The 25406-nt window shown below is 72.9% G+C and carries 26 protein-coding genes; 16 read left to right on the top strand and 10 right to left on the bottom strand.

The features are described from left to right. Positions 1-140: 140 nt before the first annotated feature. The 4 genes from ACNQOV_RS15035 to ACNQOV_RS15020 form a co-directional block, all read right to left on the bottom strand. Positions 141-1334 (bottom strand): NAD(P)/FAD-dependent oxidoreductase, encoded by a 1194-nt coding sequence (locus ACNQOV_RS15035; protein WP_416395501.1) that lies wholly within the window; start codon positions 1332-1334, stop codon positions 141-143. Between the two features lie 66 nt (positions 1335-1400). Next, positions 1401-1907: a Dps family protein gene (locus ACNQOV_RS15030; RefSeq protein WP_022908037.1), complete on the bottom strand. Its 507-nt coding sequence runs from the start codon at positions 1905-1907 to the stop codon at positions 1401-1403. A gap of 107 nt (positions 1908-2014) precedes the next feature. Next, a complete protein-coding gene (locus tag ACNQOV_RS15025; RefSeq protein ID WP_022908038.1) occupies positions 2015-2527 on the bottom strand; it encodes a MarR family winged helix-turn-helix transcriptional regulator in 513 nt (170 codons plus the stop codon). Between the two features lie 142 nt (positions 2528-2669). After that, on the bottom strand, positions 2670-3227 hold the full coding sequence (locus ACNQOV_RS15020) for an NADPH-dependent FMN reductase (protein WP_022907734.1): 558 nt from the start codon (positions 3225-3227) through the stop codon (positions 2670-2672). A gap of 163 nt (positions 3228-3390) precedes the next feature. Here ACNQOV_RS15020 and ACNQOV_RS15015 point away from each other — a divergent pair, with 163 nt between their 5' ends. From ACNQOV_RS15015 to ACNQOV_RS14985, 7 genes are all read left to right on the top strand, one after another. Further along, positions 3391-5028, top strand: a complete 1638-nt coding sequence (locus tag ACNQOV_RS15015) for a glycoside hydrolase family 13 protein (RefSeq protein WP_416395498.1) — start codon at positions 3391-3393, stop codon at positions 5026-5028. A gap of 102 nt (positions 5029-5130) precedes the next feature. Then, entirely contained in the window at positions 5131-7140 is a 2010-nt protein-coding gene (locus ACNQOV_RS15010; RefSeq protein ID WP_416395496.1) for a lectin-like domain-containing protein, read from the top strand. 130 nt (positions 7141-7270) lie between these two features. Next, positions 7271-7912, top strand: a complete 642-nt coding sequence (locus ACNQOV_RS15005) for a DUF308 domain-containing protein (protein ID WP_402265618.1) — start codon at positions 7271-7273, stop codon at positions 7910-7912. Further along, positions 7909-8172: a hypothetical protein gene (locus ACNQOV_RS15000; RefSeq protein WP_402265615.1), complete on the top strand. Its 264-nt coding sequence runs from the start codon at positions 7909-7911 to the stop codon at positions 8170-8172. Before ACNQOV_RS15005 ends, ACNQOV_RS15000 begins: the two co-directional genes overlap by 4 nt. Before the next feature lie 55 nt (positions 8173-8227). Beyond that, positions 8228-9640, top strand: coding sequence for an MFS transporter (locus tag ACNQOV_RS14995; protein ID WP_031262401.1), 1413 nt, complete (start codon positions 8228-8230; stop codon positions 9638-9640). A 150-nt stretch (positions 9641-9790) separates the two neighbouring features. Further along, positions 9791-10330 carry an RNA polymerase sigma factor gene (locus ACNQOV_RS14990; protein ID WP_416395494.1) on the top strand — a complete coding sequence of 180 codons (540 nt, stop codon included), beginning with the start codon at positions 9791-9793 and terminating at the stop codon, positions 10328-10330. Continuing rightward, entirely contained in the window at positions 10320-11108 is a 789-nt protein-coding gene (locus ACNQOV_RS14985; RefSeq protein WP_148286952.1) for a hypothetical protein, read from the top strand. Before ACNQOV_RS14990 ends, ACNQOV_RS14985 begins: the two co-directional genes overlap by 11 nt. A gap of 73 nt (positions 11109-11181) precedes the next feature. On the opposite strand, the gene ACNQOV_RS14980 is transcribed toward ACNQOV_RS14985, so the two are convergent. After that, positions 11182-12111 carry a LysR family transcriptional regulator gene (locus ACNQOV_RS14980; RefSeq protein WP_416395491.1) on the bottom strand — a complete coding sequence of 310 codons (930 nt, stop codon included), beginning with the start codon at positions 12109-12111 and terminating at the stop codon, positions 11182-11184. A gap of 49 nt (positions 12112-12160) precedes the next feature. Here ACNQOV_RS14980 and ACNQOV_RS14975 point away from each other — a divergent pair, with 49 nt between their 5' ends. Further along, positions 12161-13453: an MFS transporter gene (locus ACNQOV_RS14975; RefSeq protein WP_416395489.1), complete on the top strand. Its 1293-nt coding sequence runs from the start codon at positions 12161-12163 to the stop codon at positions 13451-13453. Between the two features lie 47 nt (positions 13454-13500). Further along, on the top strand, positions 13501-14112 hold the full coding sequence (locus ACNQOV_RS14970) for a hypothetical protein (protein WP_022907185.1): 612 nt from the start codon (positions 13501-13503) through the stop codon (positions 14110-14112). 237 nt (positions 14113-14349) lie between these two features. On the opposite strand, the gene ACNQOV_RS14965 is transcribed toward ACNQOV_RS14970, so the two are convergent. After that, a complete protein-coding gene (locus ACNQOV_RS14965; RefSeq protein WP_022907184.1) occupies positions 14350-15270 on the bottom strand; it encodes a cation diffusion facilitator family transporter in 921 nt (306 codons plus the stop codon). 47 nt (positions 15271-15317) lie between these two features. Here ACNQOV_RS14965 and ACNQOV_RS14960 point away from each other — a divergent pair, with 47 nt between their 5' ends. Continuing rightward, positions 15318-15983, top strand: coding sequence for a DUF4166 domain-containing protein (locus ACNQOV_RS14960; RefSeq protein ID WP_416395487.1), 666 nt, complete (start codon positions 15318-15320; stop codon positions 15981-15983). A gap of 1 nt (position 15984) precedes the next feature. Beyond that, complete coding sequence (locus ACNQOV_RS14955) at positions 15985-16962, top strand: epimerase (RefSeq protein WP_416395485.1); 978 nt, start codon at positions 15985-15987, stop codon at positions 16960-16962. Here the strand turns inward: ACNQOV_RS14955 and ACNQOV_RS14950 are convergent. Next, positions 16931-17959 (bottom strand): EamA family transporter, encoded by a 1029-nt coding sequence (locus tag ACNQOV_RS14950; RefSeq protein WP_416395483.1) that lies wholly within the window; start codon positions 17957-17959, stop codon positions 16931-16933. The two genes, ACNQOV_RS14955 and ACNQOV_RS14950, sit on opposite strands and share 32 nt — an antisense overlap. Positions 17960-18031: 72 nt before the next feature. Here ACNQOV_RS14950 and ACNQOV_RS14945 point away from each other — a divergent pair, with 72 nt between their 5' ends. Further along, positions 18032-19159 carry a LysR family transcriptional regulator gene (locus ACNQOV_RS14945; RefSeq protein ID WP_416395481.1) on the top strand — a complete coding sequence of 376 codons (1128 nt, stop codon included), beginning with the start codon at positions 18032-18034 and terminating at the stop codon, positions 19157-19159. On the opposite strand, the gene purB is transcribed toward ACNQOV_RS14945, so the two are convergent. The 3 genes from purB to ACNQOV_RS14930 form a co-directional block, all read right to left on the bottom strand. After that, on the bottom strand, positions 19114-20499 hold the full coding sequence (purB, locus tag ACNQOV_RS14940) for an adenylosuccinate lyase (RefSeq protein ID WP_416395479.1): 1386 nt from the start codon (positions 20497-20499) through the stop codon (positions 19114-19116). The genes ACNQOV_RS14945 and purB overlap by 46 nt on opposite strands. Then, positions 20496-21008, bottom strand: coding sequence for a low molecular weight protein-tyrosine-phosphatase (locus ACNQOV_RS14935; protein ID WP_031262388.1), 513 nt, complete (start codon positions 21006-21008; stop codon positions 20496-20498). The genes purB and ACNQOV_RS14935 overlap by 4 nt, the downstream gene beginning before the upstream one ends. A gap of 119 nt (positions 21009-21127) precedes the next feature. Then, positions 21128-21526 carry a phage holin family protein gene (locus ACNQOV_RS14930; RefSeq protein ID WP_416395476.1) on the bottom strand — a complete coding sequence of 133 codons (399 nt, stop codon included), beginning with the start codon at positions 21524-21526 and terminating at the stop codon, positions 21128-21130. Positions 21527-21667: 141 nt separating this feature from the next. Between ACNQOV_RS14930 and ACNQOV_RS14925 the strand changes: the two genes are divergently transcribed. The 4 genes from ACNQOV_RS14925 to ACNQOV_RS14910 form a co-directional block, all read left to right on the top strand. After that, positions 21668-22747, top strand: coding sequence for a histidinol-phosphate transaminase (locus tag ACNQOV_RS14925; RefSeq protein ID WP_416395474.1), 1080 nt, complete (start codon positions 21668-21670; stop codon positions 22745-22747). 23 nt (positions 22748-22770) lie between these two features. Next, positions 22771-23907, top strand: a complete 1137-nt coding sequence (locus tag ACNQOV_RS14920) for a thiamine pyrophosphate-dependent dehydrogenase E1 component subunit alpha (protein WP_416395472.1) — start codon at positions 22771-22773, stop codon at positions 23905-23907. An 86-nt stretch (positions 23908-23993) separates the two neighbouring features. After that, positions 23994-24953, top strand: a complete 960-nt coding sequence (locus ACNQOV_RS14915; RefSeq protein WP_031262385.1) for an alpha-ketoacid dehydrogenase subunit beta — start codon at positions 23994-23996, stop codon at positions 24951-24953. Between the two features lie 40 nt (positions 24954-24993). After that, positions 24994-25406: biotin/lipoyl-containing protein (locus ACNQOV_RS14910; RefSeq protein WP_416395470.1), on the top strand; the 413-nt coding region annotated here is incomplete at its 3' end.

Here is a 25406-nt window from a genome sequence, read left to right as displayed (position 1 = left end):
CGGGACGGAGACCCGAGGGTCGGACTGAACCGCGGGACGGAGACCCGAGGGACGGACTGGACCGCGACCGGGCCCCACGACGAACGCGGCACGGCACCGGTCGAGACGACCGGCGCCGTGCCCCGTGACCGGACCGGTCGCTAGGGCGTGATCCGCCCCACGAGCATGTCCGGGGTGAGGCTGTGTGCCTCGGCGAGGACCTTGCGGGCCTCGTCCGTCTTGTCCCACACGTCCCACAGCAGGACGCCACGCACGGTGTCGTCGTCGTCGAGGTAGTAGACGACGCCCGTGACGGTCGGGTCCTGCCAGTCCTCGACGGTGCGGAGCTTCGTGGAGACCTGTCCGACCGCCTCGTACCCCATGTCGAAGACGTCCGAGTAGAACATCGGCGTGTGGTCGTAGGTCTCGTCGGCGTCGGCGAGGTTGCGGCCCGCCTGACGACCCTGCTGCTGCGCGTTGTCGACGTGCTCGACCCGCCGCGTGCCGAGGATCCGGTCCGGGTACTCGGCGACGTCGCCGGCCGCGAAGACCGAGTCGTCGTCGGTCAGCAGCGTCGAGGACACGACGATGCCGTCGCGCACGGTCAGCCCGGCGTCGGCCGCGAGCTGCGTCGCCGGCTCGATCCCGAGGCCGACCACGACGGCGTCCGCCTCGACCGTGGAGCCGTCGTCGAGGGTCAGCGTGACGCCGCCCTCGTGCTCGGTGCCCCGCTCGACCCGGCGACCGAGCCGCAGCTGGACACCGTGGTCGACGAAGCGCTGCTGGAAGGCCTTCGCGAGGTCCTCCGGGAACATCCGACCGCCGACGATCTCGTCGGGGTCGACCAGCGTCACGCGGGCACCGTTCTGGACGACGCCCGAAGCGATCTCGGTGCCGATGTACCCGCCGCCGACGACCGCGACGTGGGCACCGGCGTCGGCGAGCTCACGCAGCCGCCGGTAGTCGGTGGCGCTGCGGTAGTCGAGCACGCGCTCGGACGGCTCGAGACCGGGCAGTCCGCGTGGTCGGCCGCCGGTGGCGAGGAGCAGACGCTCGTAGCCGTGGGTCTGCCCGTCGGCGGTCGTGACGGTCTTCGCCTGGCGGTCGATCGCCGTCACCGCGGTGCCGAGCAGGAAGGTCGCCCCGGTCTCCTCGGTGTGCAGGTCGACCTTCTCGTCCCAGCTGAAGTCCGGGTCGGTCCAGAGCTTCTTCGAGAGCGCCGGACGGGCGTACGGCCGGTCCGGCTCCTCGCTGAGGATGCCGATCGAGCCCTCGGTGTCGAGTTCGCGGATGCCGCGCGCTGCGGCATCGGCGACCATCCCGCCGCCGACGACGAGGTAGCGGAAGTCGGTCATGACGTCTCCTGGATCGTTGCGACCGAGTCGGTCCCGACTCGGTGGTGACGGCGCACCTGGTCGCCCTTACGAGTGTGCCGAGGCGTCCGCGACGGCCGGCGTGGTGGCGGACGCGAGCGGGGTGCTCGGTGCGCGGTTCTCGGCCGAGACCATCCAGGCGAGCTGCTCGAGGCGCTCGATGAAGCCGTGCAGCAGGTCGGCCGTCGTCGGGTCTTCCTCGTCGACCTCGTCGTGGACGTCGCGCATGGTGCCGGTCGCCTGGTAGAGGCGCAGCGTCACCTGGTCGATGGCGTCGTGGGTCGTGATCTCGCCCTCGGGGAACTGGTCGAGGTGGCTCGTCGCGGCGACGGTCGACGAGCGGCCGTCCGGCACGGCGTAGAGCGCACGCATGCGCTCCGCGGTGTCGTCCGCGAACTCGCGAGCGGCGTCGACGATCTCGTCGAGCTGGAGGTGGAGGTCCCGGAAGTTCGTCCCGAGGATGTTCCAGTGGGCCTGCTTGCCCTGCACGTGCAGGTCGATGAGGTCCACGAGGACCGCCTGGAGGTTCTTGGCGAGCTTGTCCGATGCGTGCATGATCGGTTCCTTCCGCGTTGGTGACCGGTACCAACCCGGTCTACGCGGCGCGGCATGGCGTCCGCTCAGAGGACGCGTCCCCCGTCCGTTCGGCTCGCTCGGTGGGCTCAGTGCGCGACGGCGGGGTCCACCTGGTCGACCGCGGCGCGCATCTGCTCGAGGAACACCGCGACGACCCGGGCGTCGTCCGGCGAGAGGCCCTCGGCGATGCCCATCATCCGGCGGTGCATGACGCCGAGGGTCGCGCGGACCTCTTCGTCGGTCTCGGTGGTCGGCGTGATCACGAGCGCACGCCGGTCGGTCGGGTGCGGGTCGCGCCGGACGTGGTTCGACTTCACGAGCCGGTCGATGAGGATCGTCGTCGACGCCGACGAGATCTTGAGGTAGGCGGAGAGGTCCTTCGGCTTGACCGTCCGACCGGCGCGCTGGGCCTGCAGCAGGAAGCGCACCGCGAGCAGGTCGGTCTCGCCCATGCCCATCGAGTCGCGGGTGCGGCGGCGCATCGCGGTTTCGGCGGCACGGTACCGACGGAGGGCGTTCAGGACGGTCACGCCCCGCTGGGTCGCGTCGTCATCGGGGAACCAGTACCCGGACGCTTCCGTGATCTCCTGCGTGGACATGGGGGACAGGGTAGCCGGTCTCGTTGCTAGGACGTCTAGCGATCTCTCGGGATGCGGTGGGCGCGACCGTGCAGGGACGGGAGGCGCGGTGCGGGCCCGCACCGCGCCTCCCGTCCGCCGCCTGGTCGCGTCGGCGACGTCGTCAGGCCGCGGCCTGCTCCTCGGACGCGCCGGCGAGCGCGGTGAGCGCGCCCTGGACGAGCTCGACGACCTCGGCGTCCTCGCGCGGGTGGGTCTCGGCGAACCGGACGACCGACTGCGGGATCGCGACCTTGACGTCCTCGAGGACCTTCGCACCGGCGATGCCGGCGACCTTCCGTGCGTCGTCGTGCGCCCAGACGCCGCCGAACTGGCCGAACGCCGAGCCGATGACGGCGAGCGGCTTGCCCGAGATGGGCGAGGCGCCGAACGGACGCGAGGCCCAGTCGAGCGCGTTCTTCAGGACGGCCGGGATCGTGCCGTTGTACTCGGGCGTGACGAGCAGCACGGCGTCGGCGGCGTCGATCGCGGCGCGGAAGGCGACGGCCGCGGCGGGCGGGGTGTCGCCGTCGATGTCCTCGTTGTAGAAGGGCAGGTCGACGATGCCGTCGAAGGTCGACAGTTCGATGCCCTCCGGGGCGTGGTGCGCGGCCGCCTCGGCGAGCTTGCGGTTGATGGACTCGGCGCGGAGGCTGCCGACGAGGGCGAGGACGTTCGTCATGGGGATCCTTCGGTTCTGGGACGGAAAGGTGTCATCGACAACCAATGCGTGCGCGCCGAGCGCTATTCCCGGGCCGGTCGGACGCCGTCCCCGGTCGGGCGCACGCCTTCTCGGGTCGCGCGGACGCCTTCCCGGGTCGGGCGATCGTCGCTACGGTGGCGACGTGAGCACGCTTCGGACGCCGGCCAGCACACCCCGCACGACCGACCCGGACTGGTGGCGGGACGCTGTCGTCTACCAGGTGTACCCGCGGAGCTTCGCGGACAGCGACGCCGACGGGCTCGGCGACCTGGCGGGGATCACGAGCCGGGTGCCGTACCTGGCGTCGCTCGGCGTCGACGCGGTCTGGCTCTCCCCGTTCTTCCCCTCGCCCCTGGCCGACGGCGGCTACGACGTGGCCGACTACCGCGACGTCGACCGTCGCCTCGGGACGCTCGACGACTTCGACGCGCTGGTCCGTGCCGCGCACGAGCACGACATCCGGGTCATCGTCGACATCGTGCCGAACCACACCTCGGACGAGCACGCCTGGTTCCGTCAGGCGCTCGCCGCGGCCCCCGGGTCGCCGGAGCGGGCCCGGTACGTCTTCCGCGACGGCGCGGGGGTCGACGGCGAGCTCCCGCCGAGCGACTGGGTGTCGAACTTCGGCGGCAGCGCCTGGACGCGGGTGGCGGACGGCCAGTGGTACCTGCACCTGTTCGCGCCCGAGCAGCCGGACCTCGACTGGTCGAACCCCGAGGTCCGCGCAGACTTCGAGGACACCCTGCGCTTCTGGTCCGACCGGGGTGTCGACGGCTTCCGGGTGGACGTCGCGCACGGCCTGGCGAAGGACCTGTCGACGCCGTACCGGCCGTCCGACGAACACGCGCTGCCCCTCGACGGCTCCGACCCGCTGTACGACCGCGACGAGGTGCACGAGATCTTCCGGGCGTGGCGTCTCGTGCTCGACGAGTACGACCCGCCCCGGGCCGCGGTCGCCGAGGCCTGGGCGCCCGGCCCGCGCCGCGTCCTCTACGCGCGCCCGTCGGAGCTGGGGCAGGCGTTCAACTTCGACCTGCTCGAGGCGCCGTTCGACGCCACCGCGTTCCGGGAGATTGTCGACCGCAACCTGTCGGCGTCGGCCGAGTCCGGTGCGTCCAGCACGTGGGTGCTGTCGAACCACGACGTCGTCCGGCACGCCACCCGCTACGGTCTGCCGGACGGCACCGACACCGACGCGTGGCTGATGACCGACGGCACCGCGCCGGCACTCGACCGGACGAAGGGGCTCCGACGGGCGCGGGCGGCGACGCTGCTGATGCTGGCACTGCCCGGGTCCTCGTACGTCTACCAGGGCGAGGAACTCGGCCTCGAGGAGGCCGTGGCGATCCCGCACGAGCTGCTGCAGGACCCGAAGTGGACCCGCACCGGGCACACCGTGAAGGGGCGGGACGGGTGCCGCGTGCCGATCCCGTGGACCACGTCGGGGCCCTCGTTCGGCTTCGGGGCGGTCGCGCCGCACCTGCCGCAGCCGGCCGACTTCGGGGCGTCCTCGGTCGAGGCGGAGGACGGCGACCCGGCGTCGACGCTCTCCCTCTACCGGGCGGCGACCGCTGCCCGTCGGGACCTGCAGCGCGGCGAGGACCTGGTCTGGCTCGACGCTCCGGCCGGGGTCGTGGCCTTCGCGCGCCACGACGGCTGGCGGTCGGTCACGAACTTCGGGACCGAGCCGGTGCCGCTGCCGGACGGCGAGGTCGTCGTGGCGTCCGGTCCGCTCGCCGACGGGCTGCTCCCCGGGGAGACCACCGTCTGGCTCCGCTGACGATTCTCCGTTCGTCCTCCACAGCCAGGAGGCGCGGGGCGGCGTTCCACAGATCGGCTCACGTCCGTCCGGCGGGTGCGTGCCGCTCGCGACCATCGGGGCATGACAGCTCCCAACACCCCACCGGGCGGCCGACCGCCCGCCCGGTCGCGCCGGCTCCGCCGCGTCGCGGCCGCCGCCTCCGTCCTCACCGCGCTCGGCGTCCTCGCCGCACCGGGCCTCGTGCCGTCCGCCTCCTCGGCCGACGAGCTCGCCTTCCCCTACGAGAACTCGTTCACGACCGCAGCCGGCGGTGCGCTGCACGGTGACGCCACGGTCGTCGACGGCCGACTCCGGCTGACCGACGACGTCAAGGACCAGGCGGGTGCGTGGTCGATGGACGACACGTTCCCGTCCAGCCTCGGGCTCGAGGTCGAGTTCAGCTACGCGATGTACCGCGACGTGGACGACCCCGGTGCCGACGGCCTCCTGCTGTTCCTCGCCGACGGTGCCGCCCCGCAGGGCGTCGGGTCGTTCGGCGCCGGACTCGGGTACGCGTGCCGTCGCGAGGCGTCCCAGGGCGGCGGCCTGTCCTGTGACCTGCCAGGGGTCCCCGGTGGGTTCGCCGGCATCGCGATCGACCACTACGGCAACTTCTCCACGCCGATCAACTACTCCGGACCCGGCGCGCAGCCCGACACCGTCTCGATCCGCGGCTCCGGCGACGGGGTGCTCGGCTACCGGTGGGTCGCCGCCGCCCCGGCTCCCGGCGGCACCGAGACCGACGGGCCGTCGCTCCGGAAGGTCCGGGTGACGCTGCTCCCCGGCGACACGGGCGAGCTCGCGGTCACCGTCCGCCTGCAGGACGGCGACCGGATGCGGACCGTGCTCGACCGGGTCCCGCTGCACGGCGACGGTCAGGCACCGCTGCCGAGCACGCTGCGCCTCGGGTTCGCGGGGGCGACCGGCAGTCACGTCAACGTGCACGAGGTCGACGACCTGCGCGTGTGGACGCCGACCGACGTGGCCGTCGAGCAGGACCTGGCCCCGACCGTCGGTACCGGCGGGGACGTCGACTACACCGTGACCGCACGGAACGTCGGGGTGAACGCGTCGGACCCGAGCGCCCTCGCGGTCGACGTGCCCGATGCCCTGCAGGACGTCACCTGGACCTGCGCGGCCGCGACGGGGTCCTCGTGCGGGACCGGTTCGGGCACCGGCGACGTGGACACGGCGCTCGGACTGCCCCGGGGCGGCTCGGCGACGGTCACGGTGCACGGCAGCGTCCCGGACGATGCCGACGGCACGCTCGAGAGCATCGCCACCATCCGTCCGGCACCCCGCACGGCCGACACGAACGAGGACGACAACACCTCGACGGCGAGCACGACGGTCACCGCCCGGACGGACTCGCACGTCGAGACGGACAAGTCGGTGTCGCCCGCGACCGCGGTCCGACCGGGCGACGAGGTCGAGTACACCGTCACGGCCAGGAACCGCGGGCCGGGCACGGCCGAGGACGTCGGGGCGGTCGACGAGCTGCCCGCCGCGCTGCGGTTCGTCGGGTCGCCGGACGGCTGCACCGCCGAGGGGCAGGACGTGACCTGCCGTTCCGGTGCCGCCCTGGCCGTCGGGGAGTCGGTGGCGTTCCGGATCCGGGCGCGACTCGACCCGAGCTACTCCGGCGACGGCTCGGACGTGGTGAACGTGGCGACCGCGACGTCGCCGACCGACCCGGACGGTGGCGACCCCTCGCCGGGGGTCAGGATCGTGGTGGTCCCCGGGGACGACGGCGACGGCGACGGCGGCGACGGCGGCGGCAGCGGAGGCGGTGGCGGTGACCACGGCGGCGGCTCCGGCGGCGGGGACCACCGCGGCGACCAGGGGCAGCGCCCTGCGGGGCCGGACGGCGGCGTGGCCGTCCCCGCCGGGAAGCCCGGGAACGCCGGCGACCCCGGTGCCGCCGGGCCGGTCCGCACCGGAGCGCTCGCGTACACCGGCACCGAGGGACTCGGGCTCGTCGGTGCGGTGGCGGCCGCAGGGACCGCGCTGGGTGCCGCCGGCTGGTGGCTCGCCCGGCGACGCGTCCGCCGTCGCACCACCGCCCGTGCGACCGGACCGGGGTCACGCTGACCCGGGTCCGACGGTGCCATCGGATGCTGCTGGTTCGAGCATCCTCAGCGGCCGATCGCCCCGCGCGGTCGGCCGCTGCACGGCACGGCGGTAGGATCGAACCACGATCCGCATGCCCGAAAGAGGTCTCGTGTCCGACTCCGTGGACGACTCCGGCCAGCGCGCGCGGTACTGGCCGATCCCCGTCCTCCGGGCCGTGCCAGCCGCGATCGTGGCCATCGTCATCACCTTCTCGTCCAACCACGCAGCGGGCTACGGCCTGCTGCTGTTCGGTGGGTTCGCGACGGTGGACGGGCTCGTGCTGCTCCTCGCCGGCGCCACGCGGCTCCCGTCGGACGGCCGGTCGCGACGGACCACCCTCGTGCAGGCCGTCATCTCCCTCGCCGCCGCGGTCGCCGCGTTCGCGTGCAACGGCCTCGGCCTGCCGGCGTTCATCGCGGTCGTCGCCGCCTTCGCGGTGCTCACCGGGGCACTCGAACTCACCCAGGGGCTCCGCGCACGCGGGCGTTCGCCGTTCGCCCGCGACTGGATGACCGTCGGTGGCCTGACGCTGCTGCTCGCCGTCGCCTTCCTGGTGACGCCGCCCGACTACTCGCAGCAGCTCGGCGGTGTCGAGCGGGTCACCGGCACGCTGGACGCCTCGATCGTCCTCGTCGGCCTGCTCGGCGCGTACCTCGCCATCACCGCGGTCTTCCACGTGATCGCCGGACTCTCGCACAAGTGGGGGACCGCGGCCCCGGCCGCCACCCCGGACGGAGCACCACACGCATGACCACCCCCAGCCGCCGCGACCGCCTGCGCCCGGTCGAGCTCCTCGGGATCTCCGCGATCGTCGCGGTCTTCACCGGGCTCGTCGTGCTGATCGCGACGCGTGAGCTCCAGCTCGCCGCGATCTTCCTCGGCATCGCGTTCATCGTCGTCGTGGTGGTCCTCGCGATGCTGCAGCTGGCGTCGTCGAGCGACCAGGACGACAACGACATGCTCGGTGGGCACAAGACCCCGGGCGAAGGAGACGGCAACGACTTCCACTGAGTCGCACGCCGCCCCCGCGGCCCCGGCGCGACGACCGTTCCAGGGTGACCCAGGCCTGCCGCAGCGCTACCGCCACCGGTACCTGATCCTCGCGGTCTGCTGCATGAGCCTGTTCATCGTCTCGATGGACGCCACCGTGGTGAACGTCGCGCTGCCGTCGATCGGCCGTGAGCTCGGCAGCTCCATCTCCGGGCTGCAGTGGACGATCGACGCGTACACGCTGGTCCTCGCGAGCCTGCTCCTGCTCTCCGGCTCCACCGCAGACCGGATCGGCCGCCGGACCACCTTCCAGATCGGACTCGCGCTCTTCACGGTCGGGTCGCTGCTCTGCTCGCTCGCGCCCTCGGTCGGTTGGCTCGTCGTCTACCGGATGGTGCAGGCGGTCGGCGGTTCCATGATGAACCCGGTGGCGATGTCGATCATCACGGCGACGTTCGACGACGCGAAGGAGCGGGCGCGCGCCGTGGGCGTTTGGGGAGCGGTCGTCGGGGTGTCGATGGGCCTGGGCCCGCTCGTCGGCGGTGCGCTCACGGACACGGTCGGCTGGCGGGCGATCTTCTGGATCAACGTGCCGATCGGCATCGCCGCCGTCGTGCTGACGTTCCTGTTCGTGCCGGAGTCGAAGTCCCCGCGCCCCCGGCGTCTCGACCCCGTCGGGCAGGTACTGGTGATCGTCTTGCTCGCCACCCTCGTCGGTGGGCTGATCGAGGGACCCCGGCTCGGGTGGGCGTCGCCGGCGGCACTCGGACTGTTCGTCCTCGCGGCGGCGGCACTCGTGGTCCTCGTCGCCGTCGAACGTCGGCGCCGGGAGCCGCTCATCGACGTCCGGTTCTTCCGCAGCATCCCGTTCTCGGCCGCCGTCCTCACCGCGATCGGCGCCTTCGGAGCGAACGGTGCGTTCCTGTTCCTCAACGCGCTCTACCTGCAGGAGGTCCGGGGCATGTCCCCGTTCGAGGCAGGTCTCTGGACCCTGCCGGCGGCCGTGGCGACGATGCTCGTGTCGCCGCTGTCCGGCCGACTCGTCGGGTCGATCGGCACCCGGGTCCCGCTGGTCCTCGCCGGGATCGGCGTCGCGGGAGCCGGCGCGATCCTCACGACCATCGATGCGCGGACGCCGATGTGGGTCCTCGTCGTCGCCTTCGTCCTGTTCGGCTTCGGGTTCGGGATGGTGAACGCCCCCATCACCAACACGGCCGTCTCCGGGATGCCCCGCGCACAGTCCGGGTCCGCGGCCGCCGTCGCGTCGACGAGTCGACAGACCGGGGTGTCGCTCGGGGTCGCACTCGCCGGCACCGTCACCGGAGCGAGTGCGGTCGCCACCGTCGGCGCAGGGTTCGCCGTGGCCACGCACGCGATGTGGTGGATCGTCGTCGGCATCGGCGTGGGGATCGTGGCCGTCGGCTTCGTGTCGACCTCGGCGGCGGCGAAGCGCTCGGTCGACGGCATCGCGTACCTGCTCGACGCCTGACCGTACGGCGCCACGCGCCACGCGCCACGCGCCACCCGCCGCGCGCCTGGCTCCACACTCCGACACGCCCGGGATCACGTCCTCGACACGGTCTTGTCACGATCGCGGGTCGTTCGGACACCTCTGGAGTGAAGGGGGTGGGATGTGGACGTGACGACGGGCACCGACACGGACGAGGCGATCGTCCGTGCGATGGCACGGGGCGACAAGAACGCGCTCGCCCGGGCGTTCGACCGGTACGCCGCGACCCTCACCCGCTACGCCTGGGCCCTCGTCGACGACCGGCAGGACGTCGAGGAGGTCGTGCAGGACGCCTTCCTGACGCTCTGGCAGCGCGCCGAGACCCTCGAGCTGCCGGCCGACACGATGTTGCCGTGGCTGCTGGTCGTCTGCCGGAACCACGCGTTCAACACCGGCCGGAAGCAGGCCCGGCGCCGCGCCGACGAGCTCCCCGAGCAGCTCGCCGCACCTGAGGACCACGCCGAGGCCCGCGAGCGCCTGCGCTGGGTCCGCGACGAGATCGCCGCACTCCCGGACACCGACCGACGCATCTGCGAGCTCTGCCTCCTCGAGGGGCACTCCTACGCCGAGGCCGCCGAGATGCTGGGCCTCAGCGTCGGTGCGGTCACCCAGCGGGTCTCCCGCAACCGACGCCGACTCAAGAAGGTGGTGATGCACGATGAACACTGAGCCCCCCGAGGGAGACGACCTGCAGCGCATGCTCGTCTCGATGAAGCAGCACGTCCTCGAACGCGCCACCCCGCGTCCGAAGCGGCGTCGGTTCCGTCCGGGCATCGCGCTCGGCGTCATCGGGCTGCTGGCGATCGGGACCGCGACCGGTGCCGTGGCCCTGTCGCTGTCGCAGCAGGAGACGCCCGTCGCCGCACCGACCACCACGCAGCAGCCGGAGCCGTCGCCCTCCGCGACGACCCCGTCCTCGGCGCCGATCACCGAGCGCCCGACGCCGCGGCCGACCCCGACCCCGACCCCGACCCCGTCGGCGCAAGCCGCCTCGAACGTGCTCATCCCGGGCGATTGCTACCAGCTGGTGCCGGACGCCGACTACGACCGGTTCTTCGGTGCCGCGGCCCACACCTCGACGGTCTTGGGCGCGGGCGAACCCCGAGAACCCGACGGCAACGACCGCATCAGGGGCCACCTCGACGACCCGCACGAGTGGTTGTTCTGCACCTGGCAGAACTTCGGGGTCGAGGCGAACATCACGATCCGGGTCAGCCACACGGCGGACATCGGCCCGGACACCCCCGAGCAGTACGCGGAGCAGTCGGGCTCCTGTGCGGACCGCTTCGGCGGCCGTATGTGCCAGTTCACGACGTCGGCGGAGCGCGTCCTGCCGCTCACGGTGACGACGCTGCAGCGCGACGGCGTGACGATCCAGATCGACCAGACCGACTTCCCGACGGACGGGCTCCTGGCCGCGATCGTCGGGGAGATCTGGGGGGACTGACGGCCTGGAGGCGCGTGGCGGGGACGACCCGCGCCTCCAGTCCGTCGGTGGGGAACGACCAGGTCCCGGCCGCTCAGCCGGCCTGCGCGACCACGTCGACGCGCGCCGCCACGATGTCGCGCGCCAGTGTGCGCACGGCCCGGTTCGGCTCCGGACTCGTCCGCATCGCGAGCCCGATCCGCAGCGGGTCGACCGCGTCCTCGAGCTCGAGCACGGCGCCGTCGTGGCGCACGCCGGAGTCGGGGACGACCCCGACACCGAGGCCGGCCGACGCGAACCGGATCACCGCGGGCATGTCGTTCATCTCGGCGACGATGCGGCGGCGGATCCCGAGCCGCTCCAGCGCGGCGTCGAGGATGATCCGGTTGCCGAAGCCGTGCGCGGTGTCGATGAACGGCTCGTCGGCGAGCTCGGTGAGCGACACCGAGCGGCGCCCGGCGAACCGGTGGTCGGCGCTCGTGAAGACCCGGAACGGCATCTCGCGGAGCGGCGCCACCTCGACTCCGGCCGGGACCGCCGGGAGGCCCGTGTAGGCGATGTCGAGCCGCCCGGCGACCAGGTCCTGCACGAGCCCGGTCGTCCCGGAGGGCGAGGTCATGAGCTCGACGGCGACCAGGGGGTGCCGCTGCCGGAAGCGTCGGAGCACCCCGGTGAGGTCGACGATGTCCATGCTCGTGAAGATGCCGAGCCGGACGCGTCCGCGCAGGTCGGCGTCGTCGACGGTCGCCAGGTCGCGCATCCGGTCGAGGGACTCCAGCACGGCGCGGGCGTGGGGGAGCAGGTCCTCGCCGGCGGTCGTCAGGACGAGGTGTCGTCCGGTGCGGTCGAACAGCCGCACGCCGAGGCTCCGCTCGAGCGACGCGATCCCGGCGGACACGGTCGACTGCGCGGCCCAGAGCCGTTCGGCCGCGCGGGTGACGCTGCCCTCGGCGGCGACGGTGACGAACTGTTCGAGCAGACGGGTCTCCACCGCCACAGTATCGAGCAGGTCGATGGATGACATCAAGCGCATCCGTTGGACTCGATGGGCGGTGGCGGGGCACCATCGGAGCATGCCGACCGACACCGCATCCACACCCGCCCTGAGCGGCGCCGCAACGAGCGCGCGCAGCGCCGCAGCGAGTGAGCGCGTCGCCGCCCCGCGCGGCCGCCGAGCGCACACGCGTCGTCGGCACGGAGTCGGCTTCTGGGCCGTGGCGTTCGCGTTCCTCGCGGTCATGGCCTTCGCGACGGTGCCCGCGCCGCTCTACGTCATCTACCAGGCACGCGACGGGTTCCCGACGTTCACGACCACCGTGGTGTTCGCCGCGTACGGCGTGGGCGTGGTGGGGTCCCTGTACCTCGCGGGACACCTCAGCGACGTGCACGGACGCCGGCCCCTCATCCTCGTGTCGGTGGCGCTCGAGCTCGTCGCCGCGGTGCTCTTCCTCGTCTGGAACGACGTCAGCGGGCTCATCGTCGCCCGGCTGGTGACCGGCCTCGGCGTCGGACTCCTGACGGCGACGGCCACCGCGCACCTCGGGGAACTCCGGGTCCGGGCGACGGGCTCGTCGTCGTCCGCCGGTGGCGCCGGTGTGGTCGCCGGGGCGGTGAACCTCGGTGGGCTGTCGCTCGGCGCGCTCGTCGGCGGCGCCCTCGCCGAGTTCGTCGGACAGCCGCTGATGGTGCCGTACGTCGTGTTCGTCGTGGCACTGGTGGTCGCGTTCGCGGTGGTGCTCGCCGCCCCGGAGACCGTCGACCGCCCGGCGTCGCACGTGCCCTACCGCCCCCAGCGGCTGCAGGCACCCGAGGGGCAGGCCGGGGCGTTCTGGACCGCAGGCACCGCCGCGTTCGCCGCCCTCGCGGTGCAGGGGCTCTTCACCTCGGTCGCGCCGACGTTCCTCGCGACGACGTTCCACGTGACCGACCGGCTCGCCGCCGGGGCCACGACGTTCGGGGTGTTCGCGGCGAGTGCGGTGTCGCAGATCGTCTTCGCCCGACTGACACAGCGGACGCAGGTCCGGCTCGGGATGGTGCTGCTCGTCGCCGGCCTCGTGGTCCTGGCGGTCGCCGCGGTCGTGCTGCAGGTCGCCGGGTTCATCGGCGGCGGGGTGGTCGCCGGCGCCGGTGTCGGGCTGCTCTTCCGTGCGGCGATCGGCAGCGCGGGGGCGCTCGTCGGACCCGAACGCCGCGGAGGCGTCCTCGCCGCCACCTTCCTCATCGCCTACGCCGGGCTGACCGTGCCGGTCGTCGCGGTCGGCGCCGCGCTCCTCGTGCTGCCGACGCTGCCCGTGCTGCTCGGCTACGTCGTGTTCGTCGTGGTGCTGGCGGTCGTCGCCGGGACGCGGCTGGCCGCTCGGGCCTGAGCGGCCAGGTCCCGGGAGGCGCGACACCCGTCCGGCATACTGGGCGCGTGTCCCAGAAGCGCAACCGTTCCGTCATCACCGGGATCGCGGCCGTGCTGGCCGCGGGCCTCGTGGCCGGTGGGGTCGCGCTGACGGCGCAGCGCGGTGCCGACGACCCGGTGCTCGGCGGTACCGGGGTCAGTGTCGTCCCGAGCGCGACCGCCGGCGACGGGGCGACGAAGGACGGCACGGTGACGATCACCCGGACCGGCCCGGACCTGCCCGGCGACGACGTCCTCGACCGCTGCGACGCCGGCAGCCGCGGGACGGTGGCCCGCTACGACACCGAGGCGCTCGGCGCGGTCGTGCTGCAGTGCGGCAACTCCGGCCAGGGCTACGAGCACATCCGCATCCGGCACACCCGGGACTGGGAGGACGTGCTCTCCGGTCACGGCTCCCGGGACTGGGACGACGCGATGCTCACCGCGGTGCAGTCCGCCCTCGAGGCACCCGCGACCGGGTACCCGCAGGACGCCGGCGACGGCAAGCTCTGCTACGCCGCTCCGGTTCGGTTCGACGACGGGAGCCGACCCGCGGCCGAGCCCTTCGTCCGCGTGATCGTCTCGTCCACCACGGACCGGGTGATCACGGCGTTCCCCACGAGCGACGGCGGCTGCTGACCTCGCCCCGGGGATCGGCCGGGGCGAGGGAGCGTCGGCCGTCGAGTCGATGCGACATCGTCGTTGTCGTACGACGTCGGCGATGTCGTCGGTTGTGTCCGCGGGTGGTTGCAAGCGCGGGGTAGCGACATCGTCGTTGTCGTACGACGTCGGCATCGTCGCACCGAGTCCGCCGCCGCACCACGCGCCGCACCACGCGCCGCACCACGCGCCGCACCACGCGCGCACCACGCCTCGCTACGCGTGCACCTCGTGCTCGTGCCGGCGGTGCGATGCGGGCTCGAGCTGGAACGTCGAGTGCTCCACCGGGACGTCGAAGTGCTCCGCGACGCACTGCTGCAGCTCGTCGAGGATCCGCGGGGCGTGCGCGGTCGAGAAGCACTCGTCGTCGACCACCACGTGCGCCGTCAGGTTCGGCACCCCGGTCGCCACGAGCGTCGCGTGCAGGTCGTGCACGGCGATGACGTGCTCGAGCTCGAGGATGTGACCCCGCACGTCGTCGAGGTCGAGCCCCGGCGGCGTCGACTCGAGCAGCACGTTCGCGGTCTCGCGCAGGAGCCGGACGGCCCGCGGCAGGATGAGCAGCCCGATGAGGATCGCGGCGACCGAGTCGGCACGCTCCCACCCGGTCAGCATGAGGACGATCGCGGCGGCGATGACCGCGACGGAGCCGAGGGTGTCGTTGAGGACCTCGAGCCGGGCGGCGCGCGAGGTGAACCCCTCACCGGAGGCCCGCAGCAGCACCGCGTAGGCCACGAGGTTGCCCACGAGCCCGATGATGCCGAAGACCAGCAGCGGCCCGGAGTGGATGTCGGCCGGGACGAACAACCGCTGGATCGCCGAGATGATCACGTAGACGCCCACGGCGAGCAGGATCGCGGCCTGTGCCGTGGCACCCAGGACCTCGGCACGCTGGAAGCCCCAGGTGCGTTGCGCCGTCGGGCTGCGCCGGGCGAGCCGGGTGGCGACGAGCCCGATGCCGAGCCCTCCGGTGTCGACGACCATGTGCCCGGCGTCGACGAGCAGTGCGAGGGACCCGGTCACCACGGCACCGACCACCTCGGCCAGCAGGATCGTCGCCGAGATGCAGAACGCGATGAGCAGTGCGCGCTCGGACGCGTGCCCGTGCGCGTGCCCCGCTCCGTGGTCGTGTCCCATGCGCACCATCGTAGGGATCCGCACCGACGCCGTGCCAGGATCGGGACGTGTCCCGGTCGCCGTACGAGCTGTCCACCCCGCCCGAGGTGCTGGCCCGGCTGCACCCGCGACTGGCGACCTACTTCGGCGCGATCCCGCCCGGACACGTCGGCCGCGGCGAGGGCGTCTTCGACGTCGTCGGCACGCCCCGCCGGTGGCTCTGGCCGCTGCTCGCCTGGTTCGCCCGCGACGCCGTGATGTTCCCGGTCTGGGAACGGGACGTCCCCTTCACGGTGGAGAACCGCCCGGCTCGCGTCCGTCGTGGACGAGGAGACCGCGAGGCGCGACCCGCCGTGCGCGCGCACCGCACCTTCCGGTTCCGCTCCGGCAGCCGCACGATGGTGGACGCCATCACCGCCGAACCGGACGGCCTGGTCGACCACCTCGGCCGCCGCGGGCGCGTCAGCGCCCGGCTCCGGGCGGAGGTCGATGCGCACGGCCCGGACACGGGCGCCCTGCGCCTCGTCTCCACCCACGTGACGTTCCGTGCGCTCGGACGCGAGGTGCGCCTCCCGGCTGCCGTGTCCCCGCGTGTGACGCTCGTGGAACGATTCGATGACGATGCCGACCGGCAGCGCGTGTCCCTGGTGCTCTCGGCCCCGCTGGTCGGCACGCTGTACCGGTACGAGGGGGCGTTCCGGTACGAGATCGCGCCGGACAGGGAACGGGGATGAGATGAGCGACCAGAAGGGCCGCGCCGTGATCGCGGGGGCGAGCGGGTTCGTCGGGCAGCACCTGCAGGACGCCTTCCGGGACGAGGGCTACGAGGTCGTCACGATCGGCCGCACCGGCGACGCCGTGTGGGGCAACACCATGCGGATCCGGGAGCTCGTCGACGGCGCCGCCCTCGTCGTGAACATGGCGGGCAAGAGCGTGAACTGCCGCTACGGCAGGCGCAACCGGGCGGAGATCATCCGCTCCCGGGTCGACACGACCCTCGAACTGGCCGAGGCGATCCGCACGAGCGAGCACCCGCCGCCGCTGTGGGTGAACGCCTCGACCGCGACGATCTACCGGCACGCCGACGACCGCCCCCAGGACGAGGTGACGGGCGAGCTCGGCGAGGGCTTCTCGGTCTCGGTGGCGACGGCGTGGGAGGACGCCCTCTTCGCGGTCGACCTGCCCGGTACCCGCCGTGTCGCGCTCCGGATGGCGATCGTCTTCGGCGACGGCAGCGCCCTCGTGCCGCTCATCCGGCTGGCGCAGGCGGGACTCGGTGGACCGCAGTACGACGGACCGTGGTTCCCGACGCGTGCACGACTCCGTGCGGGGACGTACCACCACGACCGGCGCACCCGCGGCCGGCAGCGGTTCAGCTGGGTGCACATCGCGGACGTCCTCGGCGCGGTCCGGTTCGTCCGCGACCACGAGGACATCGACGGAGCGGTCAACGTCTCGAGCCCGAACCCGTCCGACAACCGCACGGTGATGGCGACCATCCGCGACGCGGTCGGGCGTCGGTTCGGGATCCCGACGTGGCGGTGGGTGCTCGAGCTCGGGTCGTTCGCGATCCGCACCGAGACCGAGCTCGTGCTGAAGAGCCGGTGGGTGGTGCCGACCCGGCTGGTGGAGGCCGGGTACGAGTTCCGCTACCCGCACCTGCGCGGGGCGCTCGCCGGGATCATCGCCGAGCGTCGCCAGCACCGGGGCTGAGCGTCGGCACCGGCAGGTCGCTGCGGTCGCTCGAACTGCTGCCCGGGACGCCGGCGGGCGGCACGTCGTGCGACCTCGGCGCAGCGTCCGCGGCGTGTGGTGCGACCTCGACGGGTCGCGGTGCCGGGTCAGACCGCGCGGGCCGGGACGACCACAGCACCGCGGCCACGACCACGACCCCGGCCGCCACCTCGACCCCGTCGGGCACCTCGCCGAACGCCACCCACGACGCGAACACCCCCACGACCGGCACGAGCATCGAGAACGGTGCGACCGTGCTCGACGGGTAGGTCGCCATGAGCCGCGACCAGATGCCGTACCCCACGAGGGTCGCCACCAGCACGATGTAGAGCACGCCGAGGTCCGCCGGCAGAGCCTCGGCCGTGAACGCCGTCCCGAGCGCCCGCCCGATGCGCGACGGTCCCTCGACGACGAACGACAGCACGGCCATCGGGACCGGCGGCACGATCGACCACCACAGGGTCAGGTGCAGGGGGTTCGCGGCGCCGGCACGCCGGGTCGCCACGTTGCCGATCGCCCAGCCGAGGGCGCCGCACAGCGCGAGCACGACGGGCAGCAGGGCCGCCGCCTGCGCCCGGTGCACGGCGATCGCCGCGAGGGCGGCCACCGCGATCGTGACCCCGACCACCTGCCGCCCGGTCAGCCGTTCGCGCAGGAAGACCCCGGCGAGCACCACCGTGAACGGCGCCGACGCCTGCAGCACGAGCGACGCCAGCCCGGACGGCAGCCCCGCGGCCATGCCGAGGTACAGGAACGCGAACTGCAGGACGCCGAGCCCCGTGCCCACGAGCAGCAGCCGTCCGAACGGGATCCGCGGGCGCGGCACGAGCAGCACGGTCGGGACCGCGAGCAGCGTGAACCGGATCGCCGCGAGCAGGAAGGGCGGGAAGTGCTCGAGTGCCAGGGCCGTCGCGGGGAAGTTCAGCCCCCACACCACGGCGACGACGACGGCGAGGAGACGGTCACGGGTACCCACAGGTCGATGGTGCTGCAGCGAGACCGTTCAGCACCAGCGTACAGTTCCGAAGCGACGTTGTAGTCTCCCTGCATGGTCGGCTTCGACGTGCAGCTCCTCGCCGTCCTCCGCGAGCTCGCCGAACGGGGCAGCGTCACCGCCGTCGCCCGGGCCACCCACCGCACGCCCAGTGCGGTCTCGCAGCAGCTCCAGACCCTGCAGCGACAGGTGGGCGTCCCGCTCGTGGAGCGCATCGGCCGCGGCGTCCGGCTCACCGAGCACGGCCGGGTGCTCGCCGGGTTGGCGAACGGCGTCGCGACGGCGATCGCGACGGTCGACGCGGCCTGGCAGGAGCACCTCGGCGGCGGGACCGGACGGGTCGACCTCGCGATCTTCCCGTCGGCGGCCGAACTGCTGCTCCCCGGGGTCCTGACCCGGATGCGCGCGCACCCCGGCATCACGCTGTCCCTCGTCGACGTGGACGTCGGCGAGGGTGCGTTCGCCCCGCTCGCCGCCGACCACGACGTCGTCGTCGGGCACCGCTCCGACGGGGTGCGCCCGGCGGACCAGGGCTCGGTGCAGACGGTGCCGCTGCTGCGCGAACCGCTCGACGTCGCCCTGCCGGACGGGCACCGGCTCGCGGGGCGGGCACGCGTCGGGATCGACGAGGTGGTCGGCGAGACCTGGATCGGGGTGCCGGAGGGCTACCCGATCGACCGGGTCCTGCAGGCGATGGCGGCCGCGTCCGACCTCCCGCCGAGCGTGGCCTTCCGGACGATCCACCTGCCCGTCATCGAGAACCTCGTCGTCGCCGGCCACGGGATCGCGCTCGTGCCGCGGTACACCTCGGGGACGCGGGCGCCCGGTCGGTTCCACCTCGCGGAACTGGCCGACGTCCGCGCGGGGCGGCGGATCGAGGCGCTCGTCCGTCCGGACCGTGCGGTCCGCCCCGCGGTGCGGACGGTCCTGGAGGCGCTGGTCGCCGCAGCCGGGGGGGGGGGGGGGGGGGGGGGGGGGGGGGGCGGGGGCCGGGGCGCGGGGGGGCGGGGGGGGGCGGGGGGGGGGGGGGTGGGTGGGGGGGGGGGGGGGCGCGGCCGGCGGGGCCCCCCCGCGGGGGGGGGCCCCCCCACGGCGGGGCCGAGCCGCGCCTCCAGGAGGCGTCGGTGCGGGACGCGTCAGACGTCGAGGTGGTCGACGAGCTCGTCCGCGAGACCCGTGTAGGTCGCCGGGGTCAGGTTCGTCAGGCGCGCCTTGGCACCCGAGGAGATGTCCAGCCCGTTCACGAACGCGACGAGCTCCGCCTGCCCGATCCGCTTGCCGCGGGTGAGCTCCTTGAGCATCGCGTACGGGTCCTCGATGTTCGACTGCCCGGCGGTGACCTCGGCGCGGATGACCGTCTGGATCGCCTCGGCGAGGACCTCCCAGTTGCGGTCGAGGTCCTCGGCGAGACGGACCTCGTTCACGGCGATCTCGCCCAGGCCGCGGCGCAGGTTGTCGAGTGCGAGCAGCGAGTGCCCGAACGCGACGCCGATGTTCCGCTGCGTGGTGGAGTCGGTGAGATCACGCTGCAGGCGGCTCGTGACGAGCGTCTCGGACAGGGTCGAGAACAGCGCCGACGAGATCTCGAGGTTCGCCTCGGCGTTCTCGAACCGGATCGGGTTGATCTTGTGCGGCATCGTCGACGACCCCGTGGCACCGGCCACCGGGATCTGCGTGAAGTACCCCATCGAGATGTAGGTCCACACGTCGGTCGCGAGGTTGTGCAGGATGCGGTTCGCGTGCCGGACCCGGTCGTACAGCTCGGCCTGCCAGTCGTGCGACTCGATCTGCGTCGTGAGCGGGTTCCAGGTGAGCCCGAGCCCCTCGACGAACTCGCGGGACAGTGCCGGCCAGTCGGCTTCCGGGTCGGCGGCGAGGTGCGCCGAGAAGGTGCCGGTCGCGCCCGAGAACTTGCCGAGGTACTCGCCGCCCTCGATCTGGGAGAGCACGCGCTCGAGGCGGTAGACGACCACGGCGAGCTCCTTGCCGAGCGTCGTCGGGGTCGCCGGCTGTCCGTGCGTGTGCGAGAGCATCGGGACGCTCTTCAGCTCGTCGGCGAGCTCGCGGAGTTTCGTGAGGACCGCCTTGAACGCCGGCAGCCACACCTGGTCGACGGTGTCCCGCACGGTGAGCGCGTAGGACAGGTTGTTGACGTCCTCGCTCGTCGCGGCGAAGTGCGTGAGCTCGGCGATCGCGTCGAGCCCGAGCTCGGACAGGCGTCGACGGACGAAGTACTCGACCGCCTTGACGTCGTGCCGGGTCGTGGCCTCGATCTCGGCGAGCTCGGCGATCTGCTCGTGCCCGAAGCCCGACACGACCTGGCGGAGCGCGGCCTTGTCGTCGACGCTGAGCGGCGACGTGGTGAACATCGCGTGGTCGGTCAGGAAGATGAGCCACTCGACCTCGACGACGATGCGGGCGCGGTTGAGCCCGGCCTCGGAGAGGTACTCGCCCACCGTGTGCACGATCGGGTAGTAGCGCCCGTCGAGCGGGCTGATCGGCTGCGGGGGAAGGGGGGTCATGGGGCTCCCTGACGGACTGCCGGCTCGAGTTGGCGGAAGAGCGCCCGGCAGGCCCGTTCGACGGTCGAGAGCACTCGGTCGAACTCGTGCCGGTCCGCGTAGTACGGATCCGGAACGTCGGTCTGCTGGGGCCAGGCGTCGTCGTACCGCAGCAGGAGCGTCACCTTCGCGGCGTCGTCCATGGTCGGTGCCCACGAGCGCAGGATGCGTTCGTGGGAGCGGTCGAGTGCGACCACCAGATCGAGGTCCGGGAACCGGTCCGGGTCGAACTGACGGGCGCGATGCCTGCTGCCATCGTATCCGCGCGCGGCGAGCGCCGCGATCGTGCGCTCGTCGGCCGGCTCGCCGACGTGCCAGTCGCCGGTGCCGGCGGACTCGACCTGGAACCGGTCGGCCATGCCCGCGTCCGCCGCCAGCTGGGCGAACACGATGCCGGCCATGGGGGAGCGGCAGATGTTGCCGCTGCAGACGAACGAGACCCGGAAGGGGGCGTCGGCGTCCGCGGTCATGGGGACATCATGGCGCAGCCGGCGCGCGTCCGCGATGCTGCTGCCGCCGGGAGGCGCGGTGCCGGTCCGGTCGTCGGCCCACCCCGGCGGGGTCGTCGCGCACGCGTCGTCGGCCAGCGTCACGCGCGCGGGCGGTTCAGCACCGGCCGCGCGAACAGCCCGATCAGCCAGGCGAAGACCGCGAGCACGAAGGCACCGACGATGCCCCAGCCGAACGTGTCGACGTGCAGCCCGAAGCCGAACGCGTCCGAGATCCCGGCGACGATGAGGAGCAGGACCGCGTTCACGACGAACGAGATGAGCCCGAGCGTCAGGATGTAGAGCGGGAACGCCACGATCCGGATGAGCGTGCCGATCACCGCGTTCACGAGACCGAACACGAACGCCACGAGCAGGTACGTGAGGACGGTGGCCGTGGTGCCGCCGTCGCCGAAGGGCGTGACGGAGACGCCGCTGACGATCAGCGTGGTGAGCCAGAGCGCGACGGCGTTGACGACGAGGCGGACGAGGAATCGCATGCCCCCATGATGCCCGTGCCCACCCGGGCGCGTGCCGCGAGGACGGGCCGGTAGCCTGATCCCGTGACTGACGCGCGCGTGCACATCAGGCACCCGGATGGGCACGGCATCGCCGTCCTCCCGGCCCGGTAGCCTGGTCCGGTGACTGACGCGCGCGTGCACATCAGGCCCGAGATCGCCGTCCTCCCGGCGTACAAGCAGGGTCGCCAGGCCGAGGCCTCCGCCTTCAAGCTGTCGAGCAACGAGAACCCGTTCCCGCCGCTCCCCGGCGTCGTCGAGGCCGTGCAGGCGCAGACCGCGTTCAACCGCTACCCGGACGCCACCGCCCTCGCCGTCCGGGCCGAGCTCGCGCACCGCTTCGGGACGGGTGTCGACGAGGTCCACGTCGCCCCCGGCAGCGTCGCGATCCTGCACGAGCTCGCCAAGGCCACCGCGGGCCCCGGCGACGAGGTCGTCTACGCGTGGCGCTCCTTCGAGGCCTACCCGGGCGTCGTGACGGTCGCCGGCGCCACGAGCGTGCAGGTGCCGAACCGTCCGGACGGCGGCCACGACCTCGACGCGATGGCGGCGGCGGTCACCGAACGCACCCGGATGCTGATCGTCTGCACGCCGAACAACCCGACCGGCCCGGTCGTCACCGCGGCGGAGTTCGAGGCGTTCATGGCGTCGGTGCCGCCGACCCTGCTCGTGGTGCTCGACGAGGCCTACGCCGAGTTCGTCACCGATCCGGACGCGGTGCGGGGACCGGCCCTCCTCGAGCGGTACCCGAACCTCGTCGTCCTCCGCACCTTCTCGAAGGCGTACGGACTGGCCGGACTCCGTGTCGGGTACGCCCTCGGCCCGGCGTACGTACTCGACGCCGTACGCGCCTGCGCGATCCCGTTGTCGGTCACCGCGCAGGGGCAGGCCGCCGCCCTCGCGAGCCTCGAGCGGGAGTCCGAGCTGCTCGAACGCGTGTCCGAGATCGCCGCCCTGCGCGACCGCGTCGTGACGTCCCTCCGCGAGCAGGGCTGGGACGTCCCCGACGCCCAGGGCAACTTCGTGTGGCTGCCGACCGGGGCGCACACCCAGCACGCGGCGGAGCGCTTCGAACAGGCCGGGATCATCGTCCGGGCGTTCGCGTCGGAGGGCATCCGCATCTCGATCGGGGAGCACGAGGCTGTGGGAACGCTCCTCGAAACCGCCCGGTCGCTTGTGGGGGACCTCCAGGCGACCGAGTAGTCGCTGCCGCTACGCTGGCCCGCATGTCATTCCGCGCCGCGGCCCCCGCGACGACCACCGTCCGGCTCCTCGACCCCGAGGGCCGGTTCGTGGAGACCGACGAGAACGCCGAGTTCGCCGCCGCCGCGCGGGCGATCCCGGACGAGACCCTGCTGGCGATGCACCGCCGCATGGTCCTCACCCGTCGGTTCGACCACGCCGGCCACAACCTCCAGCGCACCGGGCAGCTCGGCCTCTGGGTGCCGAGCCACGGGCAGGAAGCCGCGCAGACCGGCTCCGCCTTCGCCCTCCGTGCGCAGGACCACGTGTTCCCGTCGTACCGCGAGCACGCCGTCACGATGCACCGCGGCGTCGAGCCGATGGAGATCATCGCGATGTACCGCGGGCAGACCCACGGCGGGTGGGACCCGGACGAGCGGGGCAACACCCACATCTCGACCCTGGTGATCGGTTCGCAGACGCTCCACGCCACCGGGTACGCGCTCGGCCAGAAGCTCGACGGCGACGTCGGCACGGGCGACCCCGACCGCGACGCCTGCTCGATCGTCTACTTCGGCGACGGCGCGACGAGCCAGGGCGACGTGAACGAGGCGTTCGTCTTCTCCGCGTCGACCGGGGCGCCGGTCGTCTTCTTCCTGCAGAACAACCACTGGGCCATCTCGGTGCCCGTGTCCGTGCAGTCGCCGACCCCGCTCGTCGACCGCCCGCGCGGGTTCGGGATCCCGAGCGTCCTGATCGACGGCAACGACATCCTGGCCTCGTACACGGCCTCGGTCGTCGCCACGGACCACGCCCGCAGCGGCCAGGGCCCGGCCTTCATCGAGGCCGAGACCTACCGCATCGGCGCGCACACGAGTTCCGACGACCCGAGCCGCTACCGCGAGGACGACGAGCTCCAGGACTGGGTCCGACGTGACCCGATCGCCCGCTCCGAGGCGTACCTGCGGTCCAAGGGCGTCACCGACGCGCAGCTGGCCGAGTTCGACGCCGAGGGCGAGGACATCGCCGCCGACGTCCGCCGCCGCACCGTCGCGCTCACGCCGCCGTCCGTCGACGTCATGTTCGACAACGTCTACCGCGAGCCACACCCGCTGATCGCCGAGCAGAAGGCCTGGCTCGAACAGTACGAGGCCGGCTTCGAAGGGGGCGCCCACGCATGAGCACCACCGAGCAGCTCTTCGACTACACCCTGCGCTCCCACCCGGGCGCCGGCGAGGTCCCGAGCGACCCCACCCCGACCCTGACGATGGCCAAGGCGCTCAACGCCGGGCTGGCCGCCGCGATGCAGGCGGACGACAAGGTCCTGCTGATGGGCGAGGACATCGGCGCCCTCGGCGGCGTGTTCCGCATCACCGAGGGCCTGCAGCAGCGGTTCGGCGCGGAGCGCGTCCGGGACACCCCGCTCGCCGAGTCCGGCATCATCGGCACCGCGATCGGTCTCGCCCTGCGCGGCTACCGCCCGGTCGTCGAGATCCAGTTCGACGGCTTCGTCTGGCCGGGCTTCGACCAGATCACGTCGCAGCTGGCGAAGATGGCGAACCGGTTGCCGGCGCACATGTCGCTGCCCGTCGTGATCCGCATCCCCTACGGCGGCCACATCGGCGCCGTGGAGCACCACCAGGAGTCCCCGGAGGCGTACTTCGCGCACACCCCGGGCCTGCGGGTCGTGAGCCCGAGCACCCCGAACGACGCCTACTGGATGATCCAGGAGGCCATCGCGTCGAAGGACCCGGTGGTCTTCCTCGAGCCGAAGTCGCGCTACTGGCCCAAGGGGCAGGTCGACCTCGTCGACGGCCACGTGCCGATGCACACCTCCCGCGTGGCCCGCACCGGCACCGAGGTCACCCTCGTCGGCCACGGCGCCATGGTCGCCACGCTCATGCAGGCGGCCGAGATCGCCGAGTCCGAGGGCACGAGCTGCGAGGTCATCGACCTCCGTTCGATCTCGCCGATCGACTGGGAGCCGCTCCTCGCCTCGGTCCGGAAGACCGGCCGGCTCGTCATCGCACAAGAGGCGTCCGGCTTCGTGAGCGTCGGCAGCGAGATCGCCGCGACGGTCGCCGAGCGGGCCTTCTACACGATGCAGGCGCCGCCGCTCCGGGTCTCCGGGTTCGACGTGCCGTTCCCGGTGTCGAAGCTGGAGCACCTGCACCTGCCGGACGCCGACCGCGTCCTCGAGGCCGTCGACCGCGCCCTCGCCTACTGACATCCCGACCGAGCTCGACCAGACCGCCGAAGGAGCCGTAGTGGCCGCCGCCGAATTCCCCCTGCCCGACGTGGGCGAAGGCCTCACCGAGGCCGAGATCGTGCAGTGGCGCGTCGCGATCGGGGACGAGATCGCCGTCGACCAGGTGCTCGTCGAGATCGAGACGGCCAAGTCGCTCGTCGAGCTCCCGTCGCCGTTCTCCGGCACCGTGACGGGGCTCCTCGTCTCCGAGGGCGACACCGTCGAGGTCGGCAAGCCGATCATCCGCGTCGAGTCCGACGCGTCGGTCGCGTCCGGGGCGCCGGTGACGGCTCCGTCCGCTCCGGTGGCACAGCCGGGAGGCACGGCACCGGTCGCGGACAGCGTCCCGACCTCGCCGGTGGTCGCCGCCACCCCGCCGGCAGCGCCCGCCCCGGCAGCGCCCGCCCCGGCGGCGCCGGCCCCGGTGGCTCC

Origin of the sequence: Curtobacterium sp. LFS084 (genome assembly GCF_047977705.1) — a bacterium.
In the GTDB taxonomy this organism is placed as follows: Bacteria; Actinomycetota; Actinomycetes; order Actinomycetales; family Microbacteriaceae; genus Curtobacterium.
The sequence above is the reverse complement of the archived record's forward strand: the minus strand, read 5'-3'. Positions and strand labels throughout refer to the sequence as shown.